Source organism: Paenibacillus sp. FSL H8-0079 (genome assembly GCF_037991315.1).
Classification (GTDB): domain Bacteria; phylum Bacillota; class Bacilli; order Paenibacillales; family Paenibacillaceae; genus Paenibacillus.
The window spans coordinates 5,394,550-5,412,316 of sequence record NZ_CP150300.1 but is presented as its reverse complement, the minus strand read 5'-3'; the positions used below and the strand labels follow the sequence as shown (position 1 = coordinate 5,412,316).

At 46.2% G+C, this 17,767-nt stretch carries 13 protein-coding genes; 9 read left to right on the top strand and 4 right to left on the bottom strand.

The window, feature by feature from the left end; all coding sequences use genetic code 11:
- Positions 1-12 precede the first annotated feature (12 nt).
- Positions 13-264, bottom strand: coding sequence for a hypothetical protein (locus MHI06_RS24155; RefSeq protein ID WP_340399356.1), 252 nt, complete (start codon positions 262-264; stop codon positions 13-15).
- A 75-nt stretch (positions 265-339) separates the two neighbouring features.
- On the bottom strand, positions 340-1,341 hold the full coding sequence (locus tag MHI06_RS24150) for an NAD(P)/FAD-dependent oxidoreductase (protein ID WP_340399355.1): 1,002 nt from the start codon (positions 1,339-1,341) through the stop codon (positions 340-342).
- Positions 1,342-1,895: 554 nt separating this feature from the next.
- Between MHI06_RS24150 and MHI06_RS24145 the strand changes: the two genes are divergently transcribed.
- Complete coding sequence (locus MHI06_RS24145; RefSeq protein WP_340399354.1) at positions 1,896-3,089, top strand: NAD(P)/FAD-dependent oxidoreductase; 1,194 nt, start codon at positions 1,896-1,898, stop codon at positions 3,087-3,089.
- Positions 3,086-3,340 (top strand): hypothetical protein, encoded by a 255-nt coding sequence (locus tag MHI06_RS24140; protein ID WP_340399353.1) that lies wholly within the window; start codon positions 3,086-3,088, stop codon positions 3,338-3,340. Before MHI06_RS24145 ends, MHI06_RS24140 begins: the two co-directional genes overlap by 4 nt.
- Positions 3,341-3,489: 149 nt before the next feature.
- Here the strand turns inward: MHI06_RS24140 and hemQ are convergent, their stop codons facing one another.
- Positions 3,490-4,236 carry a hydrogen peroxide-dependent heme synthase gene (gene hemQ, locus MHI06_RS24135; protein WP_169480614.1) on the bottom strand — a complete coding sequence of 249 codons (747 nt, stop codon included), beginning with the start codon at positions 4,234-4,236 and terminating at the stop codon, positions 3,490-3,492.
- Between the two features lie 412 nt (positions 4,237-4,648).
- On the opposite strand from hemQ, the gene MHI06_RS24130 reads away from it, so the two are divergent.
- On the top strand, positions 4,649-4,942 hold the full coding sequence (locus tag MHI06_RS24130) for a YuiB family protein (protein WP_264935111.1): 294 nt from the start codon (positions 4,649-4,651) through the stop codon (positions 4,940-4,942).
- 386 nt (positions 4,943-5,328) lie between these two features.
- Positions 5,329-6,864, top strand: a complete 1,536-nt coding sequence (locus tag MHI06_RS24125) for a helicase DnaB (RefSeq protein WP_036605770.1) — start codon at positions 5,329-5,331, stop codon at positions 6,862-6,864.
- A gap of 609 nt (positions 6,865-7,473) precedes the next feature.
- Here the strand turns inward: MHI06_RS24125 and MHI06_RS24120 are convergent.
- The gene (locus MHI06_RS24120) at positions 7,474-10,278 is read right to left on the bottom strand and encodes an endo-beta-N-acetylglucosaminidase (RefSeq protein ID WP_340399352.1); all 2,805 of its coding nucleotides are present in this window, start codon (positions 10,276-10,278) and stop codon (positions 7,474-7,476) included.
- Between the two features lie 444 nt (positions 10,279-10,722).
- Here MHI06_RS24120 and MHI06_RS24115 point away from each other — a divergent pair, with 444 nt between their 5' ends.
- The 5 genes from MHI06_RS24115 to MHI06_RS24095 all read left to right on the top strand — a co-directional run bounded on the left by MHI06_RS24115 (position 10,723) and on the right by MHI06_RS24095 (position 17,731).
- A complete protein-coding gene (locus tag MHI06_RS24115; RefSeq protein WP_340402180.1) occupies positions 10,723-12,510 on the top strand; it encodes a sensor histidine kinase in 1,788 nt (595 codons plus the stop codon).
- Between the two features lies 1 nt (position 12,511).
- Complete coding sequence (locus MHI06_RS24110; RefSeq protein WP_340399351.1) at positions 12,512-14,026, top strand: response regulator transcription factor; 1,515 nt, start codon at positions 12,512-12,514, stop codon at positions 14,024-14,026.
- 281 nt (positions 14,027-14,307) lie between these two features.
- Positions 14,308-15,780 carry an ABC transporter substrate-binding protein gene (locus MHI06_RS24105; protein WP_340399350.1) on the top strand — a complete coding sequence of 491 codons (1,473 nt, stop codon included), beginning with the start codon at positions 14,308-14,310 and terminating at the stop codon, positions 15,778-15,780.
- A gap of 77 nt (positions 15,781-15,857) precedes the next feature.
- Positions 15,858-16,787, top strand: coding sequence for an ABC transporter permease subunit (locus tag MHI06_RS24100; RefSeq protein ID WP_036605780.1), 930 nt, complete (start codon positions 15,858-15,860; stop codon positions 16,785-16,787).
- Between the two features lie 23 nt (positions 16,788-16,810).
- Complete coding sequence (locus MHI06_RS24095; protein WP_036605781.1) at positions 16,811-17,731, top strand: carbohydrate ABC transporter permease; 921 nt, start codon at positions 16,811-16,813, stop codon at positions 17,729-17,731.
- Positions 17,732-17,767: the final 36 nt, after the last annotated feature.

Genomic DNA, 17,767 nt, shown 5'->3' with positions numbered 1-17,767 from the left:
TTGCAGGCAATGTTACAGGTTTCCGGACAAGTCCCATAGTAAGACAGGCCATGGCGTGCTCGTCTGACAATGGTGACAGTACATCACATGATTGCAAACGTTTTCGGCTTCGTCTGCCGTGTCAGAGGAAAGTTGGAATACGTAGGGGCTGTATGGTCCGGTGTAGTCGTCCAATTTGCCGCATTCTAACAGTCCCTGAAGGCAGTGGGGGCAAGCCTGCTCCGGTACAACCAGACCGTTACACAGCGGGCATATATAAGACAAGGGTATCCCTCCTGATATGGATTGACTCAGGAGTAAGATACCCTTTTTTGTGTCAATTATGTTATTTCAGCGAAACTAGCGTTTCATGTTGCTACTGTGGCCTGGGGACAACTTGGCATCCGGATCGAAGTATACCTTCGCATTGTTGACTGCTGTTGGGGCTTCACCGAATCCGACAGCGATCAGCTTCAGTTTACCTGGATACGTTGTGATATCTCCGGCAGCAAAGATTCCTGGAATGGATGTTTCCATGCGGGAATCAACAACGATGGAGTTACTGTCAATTTCGATTCCCCACTCGGCAATTGGTCCGAGTGAAGAGACAAATCCGAAGTTAACAATCACGTCATCTACTTCGATTTCCTGTGTTTCTTTGGTTTTCACATGGGAAAGGGTTACCTTGGTAATGGTGTCATCCCCATGAAGTTCCGTGATTTCAGTCGGTGTAACGACATTAACCTTGGAATTCATCAGGTTTTCGACACTGTGCTCATGTGCACGGAACTTGTCCCGGCGATGAATCAGTGTTACTTGCTCAGCAATTGGCTCCAGCATGAGTGCCCAGTCTACCGCGGAGTCACCGCCACCACTGATCAGTACTTTTTTGCCAGCGAAGGCATTCAGATCATTGATGAAGTAGTGCAGGTTGCTCTTCTCGAACTTGGCAGCACCTTCAAGCTCCAGGCGACGTGGTTCGAATGCACCTACACCAGCTGTAATAATGACGGCTTTGGCATGATATTCATTCTCATCCGTCTTCACGACGAAATGTTGTTCATCCTTTTTCTCAACCGATACAACCTTTTCTTCAAGGCGGATGTTCGGGTTAAAATGACTCATTTGCTCAATCAGGTTATTCACCAGTTCCTGAGCCGTTACTTTCGGGAATCCGGCTACATCATAGATGTATTTCTCCGGATAAAGAGCAGCAAGTTGTCCACCAAGCTGTGGCATACTTTCAACCAGTGTAACGGATGCCTGACGCATCCCACCGTAAAATGCGGCGAACAGACCCGCAGGGCCTCCACCGATAATAAGCAAATCAGTCATATCATGACTGGAATTCTGTGCAGTCAAGAATCAACAACACCTTTCATATTTTAATAGGTAGTTAACAGGAAGAATGTGCGGGCTACGTATCGTAACCGGCGTTGGTGCTGAACTGTCTTTCCTATTATAAACGGTGTATTCAGGGTTGCAAAGTTAGCTGCATCACTAATCTGAGAATAATTGATGAAGATCAGATGAGAATAGGATGAAATTGGAAATGAAAGGTTATGAAAAATAACAAAAAAAACCTTGATCTTTACCAGAAATACAGATATCCTTGACCTGTACTATGTGTTTTTTTGTCTAATTTAGAGTCAATAAGTAATGTGAATACAACTCCCGTGTTTTGTGAAAACTTGTGGTTAATTTCACAACTTGAAACGATAACTTGCGTGCATGCGAATCAATTTCATAAATCCATTTTTTGTGAGTTATGAAATTGATGCAAACGTTTAAATAAATTCGCGAAGTTAACATTTGTTGTCATAATGGGCAAGACTTCATCAATATTTGTAAGTAAGTGTATTTTGCATCTCACCCAGGATTGGGCTGGTGCAAGTGAAACCGGAAGGGGTATAGACATGAGCAGTATTCCCAAAATCGTCATCCTCGGCGCGGGCTATGGCGGGATTCTGACAGCCCAGCGGCTGCAGAAGGAATTGAACTATAACGAGGCCGATGTCACATTGGTGAACCGGCATGATTACCATTATATTACTACACATCTACATATGCCGGCAGCCGGCACGGATACCATTGAGCATGCAAGAGTCCCTATTTCGAAGCTGATTGATGAGTTCAAGATTGATCTGGTCAAGTCTTCCGTGAAGGAGATTCGTCTGCAGGATCGGAAGATTATTTTGGAGGACGGCACATTATCCTACGATTATCTGATTATTGGACTAGGTGGGGAACCTGAGACCTTCGGTATTCCGGGTATGCACGACCACGCCATGACGATCCGTAGCATTAATTCGGTCAGACTGATTCGAGAACACATCGAATATCAATTTGCGATGTACAAAAACGACAACAAACGAAATCGTATTCGGTTTGTCGTAGGCGGAGCAGGTTTCAGTGGCGTTGAATTCGTAGCTGAACTTGCAGACCGCATTCCACAGCTGTGCAAAGAGTTCGACGTGAATCCGAAACATGTGCATATCTACAATGTAGAGGCAGCGCCTTCGGCTTTGCCTGGATTTGATCCGGAACTGGTAGAGCATGCGATGAATGTGCTCAAGAAGAAGGGCGTTACTTTCAAAATTGGTGTTCCAATCAAGCAATGTCTCCCGGACGGGGTTATTGTGGGTGAGGGTGAAAAGCTCGATGCGGCTACAGTCGTATGGACCGGCGGTATTCGCGGTAACTCACTGCTTGAACAGGCCGGTCTTGAAGTGATGCGAGGACGTGTGAAAGTAGATGACTACTTGCGTGCTCCAGGGCATGAGCATGTCTATGTCATTGGTGATAATTCACTTGTGTTCAACGCGGAAGGACGGCCTTATCCGCCAACAGCCCAGATTGCGATGCAACAGGGTGTGAACTGTGCCAAAAACGTCGTGGCATCCATTCGCAAGAAACAGCCACAACCTTTTGTATTTACGAGCAAAGGTACGGTTGCTTCATTGGGTAAAGGTGAAGCGATTGCCGTTGTAGACGGTAAGAAATACAAGGGCTGGAAAGCGGCTCAGTTGAAGAAGCTGGTTGATCTGCGCTATCTGTTCATTATTGGTGGTATTCCGTTAGTCCTGAAGAAAGGGCGGTTTTTTGGATGAGACATTGCAGTGTTCAGGTCCGGGGACTATTAACGCGTGAAGAACTGGATCGATACAACGCCCTGATGCAGGTCGGTGGTTATCTGGAGGAACAGGATCAGTATGATCTGGCCTACATTGTGCAGAAAGAAGTGGATATTCTCATTTTGCCCGCGATTGAGCGGCTTAAAGAGAAGGGTCGAGACCGTGACCGGGCCACAGCCGAATTCCTCGAATCACTGAAAGCGATAGATGAAGAGGACGAGGATTAAGAATTAACTGAGACTTACAAAATAGAGTGAACAACTGCAAATGGATCATCGTCCGACTTGGTTGTCCATTTGTACATGAATGAGAAAAGCACCGCTGACATATCCTTTAGAGGAGATGTCGCGGTGCTTTATTGTGTGTTGCACTATTTTTACAGCTTAAGCATCTCTTCCAAAGTTCCTTCGTTCAACAGACTTCCCACGTAGAACGAACCGAATTCGCCATAACGGGCGCTAACTTCATCGAAACGCATCTCATAGACGAGTTTCTTGAACTGAAGTGCATCATCCGCAAACAGCGTAACGCCCCATTCCCAATCGTCGAAACCGACAGAACCAGTAATGATCTGTTTCACTTTACCTGCATAGCTGCGACCAATCATGCCGTGACTGCGCATCATGGTGCGACGCTCGTCCATGGACAGCATGTACCAGTTGTCATTCAGCTCACGCTTTTTGTTCATCGGATAGAAGCAGATGTATTGTCGTTGCGGCAGAACAGGTTTCAAACGGGCGATAATATCCGGATTCTGCATCGGGTCTTCGCCTTCTTTGCCAAGGTAGTTGCTCAGTTCCACTACACTGACGTAGGAATACGATTTGGTTGTGTATTGGGCAAACATCGTTTTGTTAAACGCGTTCTCAACAGCCTTCAGATCTTCCAGCGTTTCACGCAGGTGCATCATGACGAGGTCTGCTTTTTGACCTACAACCGTATACACGACTGTACTTCCTTTGGATGAATCCTCGACTTCTTTCCATTCTTTCCAGAAGGCTTGAAGCTCGTCCAGTGCTACAGCACGTTCTTCATCATCTGCTGCTTTCCAGGCGGCCCAGTTAATCGAGCGAAAATCATGCAGGGCATACCAGCCCTCCAGTGTTGATGCGGCTTCGTTCATTGGTTGTGTTCCTCCTGCAAGGTATATTTCCAAATCCCTATAAGAGGTTGTTCAAAAAGTCCGCTTTTGATTACGAATGATGCCTGGTGGCATCATCAGCATCGAATATGGCATTCAGCCGAAATGTCCGCTGCTCACGTAGCTCTATCTACGCTCCGCTACTCCATTTCTAGCTTCATTCCATCTTCTCGGTACTGAAAAACAGTCTTTTTGAACACGTACTATAAGGGACGGGTGAGTGCTTTATCGTTTACATTGTATCCCAACATGAAGCAGAAGGGCAAATGGACAGAGCGTGAATATAGGGAAATTTGTCCAGAAAGTTCGTTGCTTCGCCACATTTTTTGCGGTACACTAACTACTATCCAGAAGTGAAACCCGAATGCGTGAAAGAAGAGGTGAACGTCGGCCGATGCAATTTATACCTGTGCTGGTATTAATGGTATTATTTTTCGTTATGATGTTTGGTATCGGTTTCATTCTGAATATGCTGATGAAGACAACCTGGTTTCCTTCCTATCTGTTCATTATTGTAATTCTGCCTATTGTTGTGTACTCTCTATGGGATCATTCGTCATCTCTGGTGTCACATCTGGGTTCTTTCCAGCTTGTAGATTATATGACGGGTATCGCTGGACTGGCTGGTGCGGTAATCAGTGGCTGGACGATTCAGAAGTTGCGTCTGGGTGGGTACAGAATGTTTTAGTGTGCTGGAAAGAGGTAACACATGCATGACTGTAATCGCGTGAAAGTCTTGTCTTTGTCGTAAACGCTTACGAGTACAAAGGGAAGGCTTTTTTGCTGTTCATTTATATAAAATGGATTATTGTAGAGTTGTACTTCATATATATCTGGAGAACATTTTCTTCAGATCTTTACTTGTATTCTGCTTGTAGAGCTTTTATAGTATTCTAGCGACTCTCGACATGTTTTTTTCGAAAGTTGCTTAATTCGGCGAAAACGTGAATGATGTCGACCTAGGACGAAACGGAGCGAGAACAGGCCATCTTTTTACCTGTTTTTGAGCATTTGAGGATCAGACATTTATGATAGAATAGATAAACATACTTTTGGGGAGAAGGAGATCAGGCTATGCGCATGAAGAATCTGCACCATTATACTGAACATCATCGCTACTGCGTATACAGGGAGTTTGGACTTAGCGCCCTGGATGACCGTATGCTTACAGGAGCATATCAGCCCATGGTAGGTGCTTTTGCGGTTGGCTTGTATCGGCTGTTGTTTCAGCATCTTCCCGGTGAACAGGTCGGTTATTCGCCGCTTGAACAGCAACGGAGGCTGTTCATGACACTTGGGCTAGAGCCAAGTGAGAAAGGGCGCAAATATTTGTTAGAGCAGACATCCAAGCTTGAGGCAGTGGGGCTACTTCAGACTTCACGGCTATATATTCCGGAAAATGATGATTACATCTACGAATATGAGCTGCAACCGCCGCTCTCTCCGGCAGAATTTTTCCGGACACAGCATTTGACACTGCTGCTTCGTGATAAGATAGGTAAATTCGCCGTGCTTTCCCTGCGTTCCGGTTTCTCGGCAGTGGAAAATGGGGACGCGCCTTATCCGGCAGCCAATAAAGAGAATATTTCCGTTCCCTTTTACGATATATTTGAATTGAATACCCATGTAATTGATTACGAGTTGGAGCAGGCATTGTCGGAAGTATCGACTACGGCCCAGCGGACAGGCACGAATGATGCAGCGGAAGAAAACAGTTTGAACTATGCCGACATTATTTTGCGTTTCCCGCGGGAGTCCGTCAATCGTCGTCACGTAGAACAGCTGCGATTCGATCATGAACAACTGGGCATTGTAAATTATGTAGTGAACAAGTTTAACCTCAGTGTGCAGGATGTATGCCGTCTGCTGGATGAAGATGATATCTTCAGTCCACAGGGCCAACTGATTCTGGATGATCTCCAACATAAGGCGAGTATGCAGTTCAGACAGACGAAGAAGCGTCATGAGCAACAGACTGTACAGGCAGCCAAGGTCGTGGCACTGAGACAGCATATGGAGGAGCCTGAACGGAAAGAGGACTCTGGTGAACCACCTGTTGAGCATGGGGTACAGATGGAATACTACGTCGAAGTGCCTCCGCAATTTATGACCAAGTGTGATATTCACCAATACAATATGATGTTGCGTAATGAGCCATATACCCGCTTGCTGCAGACATTTTTCCCGGGCGCAGTACCGGACAATCTGATCGATATATTTGAGAAAATTGATCTGAGCTACAAGTTGCCTGGCGAAGTCATCAATGTATTGATTCATTATTTGATGGCATTGCTTGTATCCGGCGGAGAGCAGCGGATTAATCGTAACTTCGTTGAGGCGATCGCCTCCAACATGTTGCTCAAGCAGGTGAACTCCTACGAGAAAGCCGTCCAATATATTCGCGATCAGGCTAAGGTCAAAGGCAAACAGGCTGCTGGTGCAGCTGGAACCCGTACCCGTACATACGGCAAAGGAACCAAAGCCAAGCCCGAAATTCCGATTGTACAAGACATAAGCACCGATGGAGATGCCGTATCCGAGGAAGAGTTCGAAGAGATGATGCGATTTGCCCAGCAGATGCAGGCAAGCAAACAAAAAGGAACTTCTTAATTTATATAATAGCCAAAAGGCGAGTCTCCTGATGAATGGAGACTCGCCTTTTGGCTATATAAGTTATTATGAACGAAAATGAGCTCCCCTTTATGCAAAACCGTGGGTTATCTTGGCAATACTGTCCCAGTAAAGAAACCAAATCCAAACTGGACTGCCTAAAAACAGAGCCACATTGCAAAGGAGAGCTATACAATGAAGTCTGTCACAAAATATGTGGGTTTAGACGTATCTAAAGAAAAAATTGCCGTTGCTGTCGCGAACGAGGGGCAAGTGTAAATGTTGGTCTAAGGAACCGAGCACACGCTATTCGCTCCAATTTGCACAGTGTTCAGGTGTAACGAATCGAAGAGGCGTTATTTCGTCAATTTGGTCGATTTTAAGTTCTGGCACTGTTTTATTGCGAAATAACGCCACTGGAGTTCGTTAAAATTTGCATTCCTTGAGAATCCGCCGTTTAGTTTAGGGTGCGGTAGGTTCGTTAGCGCTTGAAGGGAGAGGGGAATCCCTCTCACGGCAGCCCTAGAAAGATTCATTTCTCGCAACGTAGGAACCTGGAAATTTAAAAGACCTCTAAACCTCTAATTCGGTTAACCTTGCGGATCTCTTTTACCTCAAAATCGTAGTGGCCTGATTGCCCGCATAATCCTCAATAACCAGCTTCAATGAGCTGTTGTTGGATGACGGCGTAAAGGTCAGTTCACTAAGCTTCGTTCTTCCCCGAATGATATACGGGAATTTCTGCGAAACGTAAGTGACTCCGAACTCGCGTGCCACCCCATTTTCATAAACATAAATCTTGTACCAGTCCTCCAGATCCGGGAGGGCTAATGTGTACTTTCCATCTTTTACCGTCACTTTTTCCTTGGCATATGGTGTAATCTGAAGATCTGCGAGCTGTCCGGTATAGGTTACCGGATTCTGCCCGCCAATGGCGATGTTCAGCACGTAATGTTCACCATTGGTCGGAAGTCCGGTCAAGACGGCAGACTGTTTTCCTTTTTTGACCTGAAGTGACTTGGTGAAGGGTTCTTTCGTGTATTCGGTATCTAGTGTGAGCTGAATCGATTCGTTGCCTTTACCTTTGTCTTTATTTTTATCCTTGTCTTTATCTTTACCCGAATCTTTCGCTTTCTTCGGGTTTTTCCAGCTTACAATTGCATCACCATTCTTTTTGAATTTCACATCGATATTCTGCACGGATGCATTCAGATCATAAGGCAGAATGGTTGCTTCACTTTCGGTACCATCTGCACCAACCGCACGAATGGACAGTTCACCAGACGGCTGTTTTAGCGATTTGATATAAAAAGTGGAATCATACACGCCGCCAACATAAGCACCATTTTCATATAAATTGTATTGTTTAACCTCTGAATAGTCCTTCATGTCCCATGCGACAACCAGTTCATCGGTATTGGTCAGTGCTTTGGCAATATGGAATCCGGTAGGTGCATCCGGAACAGCCGCTGAGCCATCGAATATACGGATTTCACCAATGTTCATCTGATAATTCTGGATTGTCTCGCCATTCGGGTCAAAGGATAATCCCATAGCGGCAATGGTCTTTCCTTGATAGGCACTCAAATCAAGTGTAGCCGTCTTCCAACCTTCCGTATGCTGGCCTGCATTAGGCACATTTACGTTGACCACGTTGGATGGATCGTCTTCGAAGATCAACCCAACATGCAGGGAAGAAGCATCGCTAGTGGATGGTTTGTTATACGTCAGCTCCAGTTTTGATTGTCCGTTGACGGACAGGTCGGTTTTGTATAGGCGCAGGAAGTTGTCCGCGTTCAGTGTACCGTTCACCACGAGAGAGCTGCCGCCATTAAACGCGCCAATGGAGTCATAGCTGTACCTTGCACCTTTCTCGTAAGATGGACCGTAGTCAAAATCAACACTGAGCTTGTCACCTTTACTATCCATCCACCATTGCCAAGTGACAGGGATATCCTGAATGTTGATATTTGACCATTCTTTACCGTTCGAGACAGCGCCGTCTTCATAATATTTCAGACCGTGGCCCGTATTGAAGTTCGTTGCAAAATTGGAGCCGTTGATGACGGAGCGTTCGGTCAGATACGCAGCGATTCCATCCCAATTCGCACCGGAAGCATACACATCCGACAGATCGGCAGACGCATTACGACGTGCATCTGTCGGGTCTTGATTTGGACCAGACCACCAGGCGCGATCACGTACAAAGGTCATCCACTGGTAATCATCCTCCGCACGATGATTGGTGCTGCCATCGCCCATCTCTTCATCCAGAGCGTTGTGGGTGAAGTCGGCACCCAGCGTCGCGATGCTGTTCATGGGTTGACCGTTCTCATCCAGGTTATGGCGCAGGTCATAGGATTGCTTCCAGCGGCCGAATTTGTCATGTCCACCTTCGACACCAGCAAATACGGTTTCCAGTGGATCCAGTCCCAGACTAAGGGCATGATCACGGGAATCGCGGAGCATCTTGTGGTTCCATACATAGTTCAGGAAGATGGAATCCGAGACTCTGCCGAGAACGGAATCCTGTACAAAGGGGCTATTGAGTCCATTAAATTGGTTCTGGTATTGAATCTTACCTGTTGTATTGATGGTAGAATCATACCACTGGACGTACAGTCCTTTATCTCTTAGATATTTCATGAATTTCTTGTAGGAAGCAATATCCTCAGGGGCTACACCCCGGGCAACCTCTTCCTGATTGAAAAAGTATCCATCGTAGTTGTAGTATTCTGCCATCTCGGCCAGCTTCTCGGCCACAGGGAAATTACCGTTTTCATCCTGGATCAGCATTTGTTTGTACGTCTGTGGTCCACGGTCATTGTCTGAGAAAAAGATGTTAGCAATGGACTTAACGCCATTTTTGTGGGCTGCATTGGTGTAGGCCGGATTCGGAATGTTCAAAATACCAAACTCGAAGTATTTCTCCGTCCACTCCTTACTCGGGTCATACAGCTCCTCAGGTACTCCCGCAGAGGCCATGCCGTGCCAATAGCTGTAGTAGTCTGTATATTGCCAATAATTAAAGAGATACTGGCTGAATTCATTGGTATAAGGTGTGCTATCGAAGAATGCATTGCCGTAATCACCACTCATCGTGAACAACTGGGTGTCCGGGCTAAGCTCAGGATAAGCCTGTGTAGCAGCGAACGCTTCATTACGGGGCTGCAAAGGAACATGGGCGCGAAGCAGATCACCATGGATATCACTCTCAGGTGTCCAGTTCATAATCTGGGCTGAGGTGTACCCGTGTTGATAGGGCTGATTCACCCCTTTGGCACTTTCACCGGTGTAAGGGAGTGTGTCTCCGGCATAAACGGATGATGCAACAACTTGTCCAAGCAGAGCTGTGGTCAGGACCATGGCAGTGACCTTGGGAATGATGCCTTTCGGTTTGAGTTTGCGTGTCATGCTGTTCCTCCTTCAAGTGGAATGAATGTAAGGTATTCTTTTACACAAAGCTAAACTTATGGTTAACGATAGTGGATGAAAGCGTTTTTAAATAGGGTGAAATTAAAGAATCGCTAGTACAAACTAAAGAAAAGTTGCAGGTGACAAGTTAATGTCAGAAGCCTGGTGATATAATTCAATGTAAGTTGAACTAATCATTTACGCGATAACGGAGAGGGCAGAAAAAACCTGAAAAAGCGAAGCGTTCGCCTTTATTACCGGATTTTCCCTTAAGAAAAGGTAATCGAAAAAATCTGGGGATAACAGCGATTGGAAGGTTATTCTGTCATCGTAGTGTCAGTGTAAGCAATCTTTAGTTCAACTTATATAGTCAGGAAACCAGCATCGGAGGGAACATGCGAATTGAAAATTGTTAGCGTTTACAATAATTTCTTCAAAAATAATATGTTTATGAAAATGCTGCTGATCTTCTCGATGATATCGATTGTCACGATCATTACATTGTCTTATATCATCTTCCTGTCGGTATCCGACTCCACGATTCGCCGGGAACTGGCGATCCAGAAGGCGGCAATGGAACATGTGGATCGATACATTCATCAGCAGTATGAATCGGTGCAAAACATGGTGAGGGACATGCATCAGAATGAGGCGCTTTCCGCCAACATTACTTACCTAATGAATCATTCGTACGCTGAATATGTTCAGCACATGACGAATGGATATTACGCCAATCAGGATGATTATTCGGCTGATGTGTTAAAACATTTTCAGAACATTATGGATCGTAATTCGCAGATTAATCAACTCATGTTATATAGCGCTGAGCAGCAGGATCTGTCTACCTTCAATCAACACAAGCAGTTCCGCAAGCTGGACACCAATGTGGCCCATTCCTATATTCCGGACGTGATGGCGATGGAAACGCCTAATATCAGTGCGCCCAATTCCTGGATTCGCAAAGAGATCAATCAATGGGACCCTGCGCTCTATTCCATCCGCGTACCGATTAACAATACACAGACCCTTCGTAATCTGGGCCAATTTCTTGTATTCTTTGACTCGGCAGGAATCGGGGATGCGCTGGATAACTACGAGAGTAATCTCAAGGGAGAAATCGTGGTATTATCGGCGAAAGGTACAGTCTTGTTCGACTCCAACAATCAGTATTACGGGAAGAAGTATCCCTACGTGAATGTGGCCGATTCGCTGTTTGATCAGACGGATATGGATTCGATGAAAAAGGAGCAGAACATGTATGTGAACAAGTTTGTCTCCGCCGATCAGGGTTATGTGGTCATTGGTACCGTTCCGGTGGAAGAGATGGCTGAAACCTATGCGGGCATTCGCAATACCATCATCTCCATCAGTATCGTATGTATTTTGTTTGCCGTGCTGGTTCCGGCGTTTTTCATTATTAACTTTGCCAAACGAACTCGTCGAATTATTCGCTTCACCCAAAAAGTGAAATACGGCAACTTCACGGCTCGCATCGACGATCCGCGTGAGGATGAACTGGGGCAGATCTCACATAGCTTCAACGATATGTTGGACGAGCTGAATCTGTACATTGAACGGGTCTACAAAGCCGAGATCAAACAGAAGGAGACCGAGCTGGTCGCATTACAGGCACGCATCAACCCTCATTTTCTCTATAATACGCTTGAAGTGATTCGGATGAGGGCGATATCCCAAGGGGCGAGAGATGTCGGCGAGATGATCTACAGCCTATCCGTATTGTTCAAGAGTCTGGTACAGCAGAAGAAGAACTATACGCTGAAGGATGAGATGGAAGCTTGCCGCTTGTATCTGGAGTTATTCCGAATCCGATACAAGGATATTTTCATATATACGATCCAGATCGATGCTGCTTATTATCAACACCCTGTGGTGAAACTTTCGCTGCAACCCATCATTGAGAATTATGTCGTACACGGCATTCAGACAGAACGTTCGGATAACCGATTATCGATTGTTGTGGAAGAGACAGATGATGTGGTGCAAGTGGAAGTCAAAGATAATGGCAAAGGCATTGATCCGGCACGCCTGACGGAAATCCTTGAAGAACTGGAACGTCCTGAAGAGTCTGGTCAGATGTTCGGGCTGCGCAGTGTCCATAGTCGATTGCGCTTCCTGTATGGACCAGAGTTTGGTATCACCATAGAGAGCACCCTCGGAGAAGGAACACGAATCAGGGTACGTTATCCACATACAGAAGGGACAGGTGTTTAACATGTACAAGGTGTTTATTGTGGACGATGAGCCATTCATCATTGAAGGGTTATACGATATTGTGGATTGGTCTTCATTTGGAATGGAAATTGTGAGCCATGCAGGTAATGGGCAAGCAGCGTTACAGGCGCTCTCTTCTCAGCCTGTGGACATTCTGATTACGGATATATCCATGCCACTCATGAATGGTCTCGATCTGATTCGGGAAGCAAGGCGAGTGCAACCTGAGCTGAAGGTCATTATCCTCAGTGGTTTCAATGAGTTCGAATATCTGAAGGAAGGCATGCAGCTGGGGATCGAAAACTATCTGCTCAAACCGATTAATGTAGAGGAATTGGAATCCACGCTGAGTAATACAGCGTCCAAGCTGGATCATACGGTATCACCTCAAACCGATGATGCGTATGGCATCCAGATTCTGAAAGATAACATTCTTCACCGATGGCTTACAGGACAGATTGCAGCTACCGAATTTGAAGAACGTGCCCAGTTCATGAACCTTTCGCTGGATGCACCCGACGTTGCTGTGGCCGTCTTGCGGGACAAAGAGCAGACATCGGGCATGTTTGAACGCGTGGAAGAGATGCTGAGAGACAGACGCCATCTGAACATATTTCATGATATCGATGGAGACATCGTCATTATTGCCAATATTCAGGGGACGAGCGCCGAGGAGCAAAAGTTGATGGATGGCTTGCAGGCATTATCTGATGAGATAACCGTAACCCATCCGGCGGCACGCATTGGAGCAGGCAGATTGATGAAAGGGTTATACCATGCGCCGACCAGTTATGCGGAGGCCAAAAAAGCACTCCAGTATGTGATGATTTATCCCGACCTTAAAGTCATCGACCATGCCATGCTGGAAAGGTGCGGAAATTCAACGGCGGCCTTTTTCATTGAATGGAGGGAGTATGCCAAACTCATTCTATCCCGCAATACAGAACAACTTGCCGACCGGATTCGCATGGATTTTGAACAGCATCGCGATGGGCTTACACCTGGGGAGTTACAGAATACCGCATTGGAAGTTGTGATCCGCTTCAAAATGGAACTAGAGGGCATCAAACATTCGGATGAGTCTGCCATATACCAACAAGGGCTTCAACTTGTGCTGGAGAGTGGCACTTTTGATGAGCTCGTGCATGCACTTCAGCAGGTTGGGTCACAGACCATCAAATCCCTATTGCAGGATTTGAAGAATCCGATTGTGAACCAGGTGCTTCAGCATATCGACAAACACTACGCAGAAGAGCTCTCCTTGAAGCTATTGGGTGCCCATTATCATCTGCATCCGGTGTATTTGGGACAATTGTTCCATAAGGAGACCGGGGAGACGTTTGCCGAATATATCAACAAATACCGGATTGAACGTGCGAAGGAGCAACTACGCAATTCCAATTTGAAGGTACATGAGATCGCCCGAAATGTGGGGTATTGGGAGACAGGGTATTTCTATAAACAGTTCCGCAAATATGTAGGAATTTCACCGACTGATTTCAAGGTGTTTGGTTAATTCGGTGACGGGTAGAACCAAGTTTGCGGATGGAGTCCAAGAGACATATCGGGAACAGGAATGGCATGCAATGATATCCGTGCCATACGTTACCCGGCATGTCTCTTTCATGTAAGCGATTTATTAAAACAAGGATAAATTTAATGCCCAAGGATGATTTGTCTTTAATTTGTACCCCGAAAACTTAAGTTTATCTTCTTTTTGTAAATGCTTTCATTCGATAAGGTTAAAGCAGTTAGTTTGTAGAGCCTAAGGGAACACGAAAAGGGAGGATCAAAGAAATGAGTAAACAAAGAAAACGTTTCTCGCTCGTTTTTGCATTGTTAATGGCCGTTACGCTTGTTCTTAGTGCCTGTGGAGGAAGCAAAAGTGCTTCAGAATCCGGGGGAGCGGGAGATGACGCGGTCGAGTTGATCTGGTATACCATCGGTACCCCTCAGAAAGACGTCAACAAAGTGATGGAAGAAGTCAGCAAGTATACCAAAGAGAAAATTAATGCCACGGTAACAATGAAGATGGTTGACTGGGGGGACTACCCGCAGAAGATGCAGGTTAACGTAGCATCCGGTGAGCCAATGGACATTCTGTTCACTTCTTCTGGTGGATTCGATTATGTACAAAATGCCAGAAAAGGTGCATTCCTTGAACTGGATGACCTGCTTGCTGAATACGGCCGGGATCTTACCAAGACCATTGATCCTGCATTCCTCAGTGGTTCCAAGGTAGATGGACACAATTACGGAATTCCAGCCAACAAAGAGCTGCCTCAACAAGAGGTATGGCGCTTTAACCAAATGCTGGTTGATAAATACAAGCTGGACATCTCTGGCGTTCGTACGTTAGACAGTCTGGAGCCTTTGCTCAAAACGATCAAGGAAAACGAGGCGAGTGTAACACCATTCGCCATGGATAAGAACTATGTTCCTTACGTGCCGTATGACTATGTCATCCAGAACCTGCCGATGGCAATCAAGCTGGATACAACAGACTATAAGCTCGTGAACATATTGGAAACGCCTGAAATGAAAGAAGCACTCACCACCATGAACAAATACTACAAAGCTGGTTATGTGTCGGCAGAAGCGGCAACAACAGGTTCCACGAACGACCTGACAACATCAGGCAACTGGTTCCTGGATCGTGCACAGACTCAGCCGCTCGCGGACAATCAATGGTCTGCAAGTTACGGTTATGAAGTCGTTTCGACTCCAGCCAGTGATGCGATCATCACGAATACATCTGTACAAGGTTCCATCATGGCGATCTCGGCCAACTCGGAATTTCCGGAGAAAGCGATGGAATTCCTGAACCTGCTGAACACAGATCCTGTGCTGCGCAATATGGTGGATTCCGGTATCGAGGGCACACACTACAAAAAAGTGGATGACACACATATGGAAAATCTGCCTGAGTCGAAAAACTACGATATGCCTTCATATTCCCTTGGTAACAACATGCTGCTCTTCCTGAACAGCAATGACCCGGACAACAAATGGGATGAGTTCAAGAAGTTCAATGCTGAAGGTGTCAATTCCCCGATCCTCAGCTTCAACTTCGATGCAAGCAATGTATCTTCCGAACTGACGGCGGTACAGAACGTGAAAGAGCAATATTGGGCAGCACTGATGACAGGTACACTGGACCCGGCGACCAATCTGGATCAAGTGATTGAGAAGTTCAATCAAGCCGGACTGGAGAAAGTAATGGCTGAAGCCCAAAGCCAACTGGATGCCTGGAGAGCGGAAAACAAGTAACGATACATCGTAAGGATCGGGCGGCTGCTTATCGCGTCCGGTCCTTTTTCATTCAAGCCTGAAGGAGGATCTCCACAATGACTACATTTTTGAAAAACCTGATTAGAAACCGAGTCATGCTGCTCATGGTGCTGCCAGGCGCCATCTGGTTCTTCTTCTTCTCCTACTTGCCACTCGTGGGCACCGTGGCTGCCTTTAAGGAATATCGCTTCAGCCGTGAAGGGTTCTGGGCAAGTCTGATGAAGAGCGAATGGGTAGGCTGGGACAATTTCAAATTCCTGTTCAGCACAAGTGATGCATGGCTCATTACACGCAACACCCTCTTTTATAACATCGCCATTATCTTCCTGGGACTCGTATTCGCTGTCGCACTGGCGATCCTGCTCTCGGAACTAGTGAATAAACGACTCGCCAAACTGTATCAAACAGGCATGTTTCTGCCGTATTTTCTATCCTGGGTTATTGTTGGTTACTTCGCATTCAGCTTCTTGAGCATGGACCGCGGGATGTTGAATCAGATTATTGGCTGGTTCGGGATGGAACCAATTCAGTGGTACTCTGAGGCAAAATATTGGCCGTATATTCTGGTATTCGTAGCGTTATGGAAAACCATAGGTTATAGCAGCGTTGTCTATCTGGCTTCCATTCTGGGGATTGATAAATCACTGTATGAAGCAGCCATGATTGATGGAGCAAGCAAATGGCAGCAGATTCGTAACATTACGATTCCGTTGCTGTCGCCTATCATCACGATTATGACCTTACTGGCCGTAGGCCGCATTTTCTATGCCGACTTTGGACTGTTCTATCAGGTGCCAAGGGATTCGGGTACGCTTTATTCCGTGACAAATGTTATTGATACGTATGTATATCGAGGTTTGAAAACTAGTGGTGAGATCGGCATGAGTACAGCAGCGGGATTGTATCAATCCGTGGTGGGCTTTGTGCTTGTTATTATCTCCAACTATGTTGTTCGCAAAGTAGATAAAGACAGCAGCCTATTCTAGGACAGGGAAAGGAGTGAACCACTATGGCTCAAGCAGGGCTTGTTAAAAAACGCGACTTCCACCACGTATCCAACGGATGGAACGTGATCATGAACATCATCGCCGGTCTATTTGCTCTGATCTGTGTATTTCCTTTTATATTTGTAGTCATCATCTCGTTTACGGACGAGAAAGCACTGGCCCGTGATGGGTATCGTCTGATTCCGGCAGAATGGAGTCTCGCGGCATATCAGTTTGTCTGGCAGAGTGGGGACACGCTGCTGCGGGCGTATGGAGTTACCATTCTGGTGACGGTACTTGGTACCATCATCAGTCTGATTCTCATGTCGCTGTATGCGTATGCGGTTTCCCGCAAGAGCTTCAGATATCGGAGATTTTTCTCCATCTTTGCGATTTTGACCATGTTGTTCAACGGCGGGATGATTCCAACCTATATGGTCGTATCCCAGCTGCTTGGGTTGAAAGATACGTTATGGGCACTGATTCTGCCGCTGGCGATGAATGCCTTCTATATTATGATCCTGCGTACATTTTACTCCACCAGTGTACCGGATGCAGTCATTGAATCGGCGAAAATTGATGGCGCCGGTGAGTTCTATACCTTTATGAAAATCGTGGTTCCACTCTCCTTGCCGGGGCTGGCAACTATCGGGTTGTTCAGTACACTCGGTTACTGGAATGATTGGTTCAATGCGTTATTATACATCGATAATCCAAATCTGGTACCGCTGCAATCCATGCTGATGCGGATTGAGTCGAGCATCCAGTTTATCCAGCAGAACTCTGCTAACAGTTCGATGAGTCTGGCAGCCATGCAGTCCATTCCGCAGGATACGTCCCGAATGGCGATGGTTGTGCTTGCTACGTTGCCGATTATATTCGCCTATCCGTTCTTCCAGCGTTATTTCGTACAGGGTCTGACGGTGGGCGCGGTCAAAGAATAACCGGATCACGTTATAGGATTGGAGAGATGCAGATTG